General features: G+C 42.7%; 4 protein-coding genes and 1 pseudogene. 1 reads left to right on the plus strand and 4 read right to left on the minus strand.

The features are described from left to right. Both V757_RS17940 and V757_RS17945 read right to left on the minus strand, forming a co-directional pair. The coding region (locus V757_RS17940; protein ID WP_023949708.1) for an RHS repeat domain-containing protein at positions 1 to 883 on the minus strand (883 nt) is incomplete at its 3' end. 113 nt (positions 884 to 996) lie between these two features. Beyond that, complete coding sequence (locus V757_RS17945; RefSeq protein ID WP_023949710.1) at positions 997 to 1,437, minus strand: DUF2750 domain-containing protein; 441 nt, start codon at positions 1,435 to 1,437, stop codon at positions 997 to 999. Between the two features lie 68 nt (positions 1,438 to 1,505). Here V757_RS17945 and V757_RS17950 point away from each other — a divergent pair. Beyond that, positions 1,506 to 2,601: pseudogene (locus V757_RS17950) on the plus strand (IS3 family transposase). Positions 2,602 to 2,872: 271 nt separating this feature from the next. Here V757_RS17950 and V757_RS17955 read toward each other — a convergent pair. Further along, a complete protein-coding gene (locus V757_RS17955) occupies positions 2,873 to 3,379 on the minus strand; it encodes a hypothetical protein (protein WP_023949712.1) in 507 nt (168 codons plus the stop codon). Positions 3,380 to 3,407: 28 nt separating this feature from the next. After that, a partial coding sequence (locus V757_RS29115; protein WP_023949714.1) for an RHS repeat-associated core domain-containing protein occupies positions 3,408 to 3,973 on the minus strand: 566 nt, incomplete at its 5' end.

Raw genomic sequence — 3,973 nt, forward strand, 5'->3', positions numbered from 1 at the left:
TCAGCTGAGGCTTCTCSTCGTGGAGCGACTCAGCCCCCCATGCCATCGGGCTAATATGCTCTGTCTCGCCTGTGCTGCTATTGATATACTGGGCTAACGGAACAAAGCTACCGTCTTCATATACGTACTGCACATCTCTGGCTAGTGCGACTCCCTGTGTCGTAGAAAGATTCGTTGCATTGGCTGTGCGCAACGGCTCTTCAGAGGCAATACTTAACCCCTCCCAGTCATACAACGTTTGGCTGACCACCCGATGATGCTCTCCCGATTCCACTCGCTTGGCTATACGTCGCCCAAACGCATCATAGAGGTACACTGTGCGTAAGCTCTCCCGAGCTCCCCCTTGCCATCCACTCTGCCGTAATTGATTATGCGCATCCCATTGGAAGGTCTGTATCCCTTTGACCCCCTCTTTACGCGTCATATTCCCTCGCGCATCATAGCTAAAGTGTGTCCCCGCTATCCCTTTTAACAGATTACCAACGACACTTGACACCCCTGACGGTAACGTACTCAATGGCGTATCACCAGACGAGCTCTGGCTAGTTTTACTTAGTATATTATGTGCCGGGTCAAAGCTAAATCTCTCTTTTCCTAATGGTCCTCTCGCCTGTAATAATCGCCCTATCGGGTCATACTGATAGCTAAGCTCTCCCTTACGACTATCCTTAATCCCTGTTAATCGATTGGCGCCGTCGTAGTCATAGACTCGTTGCAAGACGGTTTGTTTAACATATTTACCTGTTTGCGTATGTTGTTGACTGAGTCTGCCGGCTATATCGTACTCAGTGCTCTGCATCAAATCGTTTGCCCAGTGTCGCTTCACTTCTCGGTGATTACTATCACGCTCCACATCAATCAAGCGCTCTTTATCTAGCAACATCCCATGCAGGTGTCCTGATCCATAGCGCAGATAGTCCACCACACGACCATCGGGACGCGTCGTCGTTATCAGATTGGATAATTCGCTTGACAGACACCGTTATAGACTTGAATTCAATTATTGTTCAATGACGATATATACTCCTTTAACTCTTCTAAGTCTTTGAAATTCTTGAACTCAATATTAATTAGATTTTGCTCTAATTGCTGAATAAGGTCCTCCGCAAGTTCTAAAGAAGTTACTTCTTTACCAAACATATGTTGGTCAAAATTTACCCCTACAATTACACCATCAAAAAACATGCCTAAGCACCAATTCTCTATGAACTCTTCCAAGGGAATAACCTTAAGCTTAAAGTTTTTCCAACCCTCTTTTTTGTGATAACTAGCCAATGCTTCTAAAGACCAAACACATAAGACAGGAGCTTCATTACCCTCTTCATCTAAAAAATGTAATGAGGTACTCAAGGCACTTTCACCCTCACCCATAAGAGTAAAAACCCTTTTTGATTGAGCCACCGATTCAATAAAACTTATATATTGACCGGTAACCACCCCCTAAATTAACACAGCTCAACGGTAGAATTTTCCTTTACAATTAATTTATCTTTAGGAGTTTTACGATGAGCAAACGTAAGAGTGAAGAGCAGATCATCACCTTGTTAAAACGTGCAGAAGCGGGCGAGCCGATTGCAGATTTATGCCGTCAAGAAGGCATTGGCGTGTCCACCTTTTACAAGTGGCGTTCCAAGTATGATGGCCTTGAGGCCTCGGAACTGAAGCGTCTTAAGCAGATTGAGCAAGAGCACGAGCGGCTTAAAAAGATGTATGCTGAGCTGAGCCTAATGGCTCGCATGCAGGAGGAGATCATAAAAAAAGCTCTAGTGCCTGTAGAGACACGTAAAGCATGGGCTCGTAAGCTACAGGCAAGACATCAAGTCAGCATCGTTAAAAGCTGTCAAGCGGTTTGTATGAGTCGTACCGCTTATTACTACCGTAAACGCTTGGTCGATGACAGCGAAGTTGGGCAAGCCTTGCTTGAGCTAACTGAACGTCATCCTCGGTGGGGTTTTGTTAAGTGCTTTGACCGCTTACGAAGCTTAGGTCACTCATGTAATCACAAGCGCGTACAACGTGTCTACCATCAGCTTAAGCTGCAACTGCGAAGTAAGCGTAAACAACGTTTGCCAGCACGACATCCTACGCCATTGGCGCAGCTTAGGCTGCAAGAAGGCGTTGGTCAATTGATTTCATGTCAGATGGTTTGACGAATCAGCGTCGCTTCCTCACGTTGAATGTAATTGATGACTTCAATCGTGAGATCCTTGGCATTGATGTTGGTATGAGTCTGCCGGCCTTCGGGTGACACGTTTCTTAGATCAACTAGGGGCGGTTTATGGCTATCCAGACTGTATCCGTGCGGATAATGGCCCAGAGTTTACGTCATCGGTGTTTATGCGATGGGCAGAGCAACGCGGTATTATGATTGACTTTATTGAACCTGGCTGTCCTTACCAGAACGCCTATATCGAACGATTCAATCGAACTTACCGTGAGGAAGTGTTGGACATACACCTCTTCAGTACGCTAGCACAGGTTCGTTGGCACACCGAACAGTGGATTTCCATTTACAATACCGAAAGACCTCACGAGTCTTTAAATCGTTTAAGTCCTGTCGACTACAGGCTGAAACCACATTCTACTTTCGGGCTGTGTTAAGAATGGGGTAGGTTCAACCAGCAATATCGATCGCATTTTTTAGCATAAGATCACCTCGGTATTTGTCTAGCTAGTGCACTATGACTCAATGTGTTGGTACTATGAAATTTATTGATCACTGCGTTCTTACGCTCTAGTTAATAACGACCCATAAATAGTATCCTTACCGCTCTCTTGATTTAAATTTAGAGGGTGACAACTATCCTGACATAGAGAGATAAGCATACGCTTTAGAGGGAGAGAGTTTGTCTACTATTCTAACTAGGATCAATCAATCGAAATATTTATAAGGAAACATCTCAAATAATTGAGGGTGAATACTATTCATTAGTCCCATGATTTCCTGCTTAAATTCATCTATACTTTGGTCTTTTTCAAGTCTCTGCTCTAACTTCGCAAGCAAAAAACCCATCCTAAGAAAACCGGTGAAATCAATCTGCAGATTTAAAAAATTCTCTAATCCCCCATATTCCCCCTGATTATGGTCAAAAAAGAATACGGTTTTGGTTTGTTCATTCAAAAACCATTCATCTCCTTGCCCTGACTGCCCTATAAGCCACAAATTTCGTGGCAAATTATTATCGGATGCTCGCTTATTCCACTCAATCGCCTTCTGATAGCCATATAACACAATATCCGGTGTAATACTAACCTCTTTATACTGATGAATGAACTCAGTATATTTTGTATCAATTTGAGGGATTCTACCTTTATCTTTAATGACAGGATTAAGTTTTTCAAGGAAGTTAAAAAGCTCATTTGAGTTAATCAGTTTCATTTTATCTCCTTTATCCATGTTAACTAGATCACTTACAAGGTCTATTTTTTACTGCGTCAGCAGAATATTTACCGATTCTTTCTTTTCTTGCTAAATCTCTCAGTCGTTTTTCAAGGAAATCTTTAGCTGTTTCTTTATCCATTCTTTGTTTTTCAACATAATCTAACAAACCATCAAATACTTTGTTCCAATTCTTGCCAACTCTAGAACTATTAGTATGTACACCTCTACCTCTAGTTAATCTATGTCTTTCAGGCGAGAGATTAAAGAAATATTTCGGATTATTAACATCAATATCAGCTAATCTTTTAAATCTATCTGCAAACTCTTCAGGGAAACCATGATGAATTTCTGCGAAAACATGAGGCTGTCCGACATAATCTTTCCAAAGTCTTTGCAATGTACTAGAGTGAGTTTTCCACCCCCACGGATCCACCCACTCCACCGGGTTCGGGGCGTATTGATAGAGGTTAATCCCTCCCATCAAGCCGATCGGGTCTTGGCTGATAAAGCGTCCTAGCTCTGGGTCATAATACCTAAACGTATTATAATGTAGCTCACTCTCCTCATCATAGTACTCGCCTGGAAACCTGA

It is taken from the genome of Pelistega indica (assembly GCF_000506865.1).
Lineage (GTDB): Bacteria > Pseudomonadota > Gammaproteobacteria > Burkholderiales > Burkholderiaceae_B > Taylorella > Taylorella indica.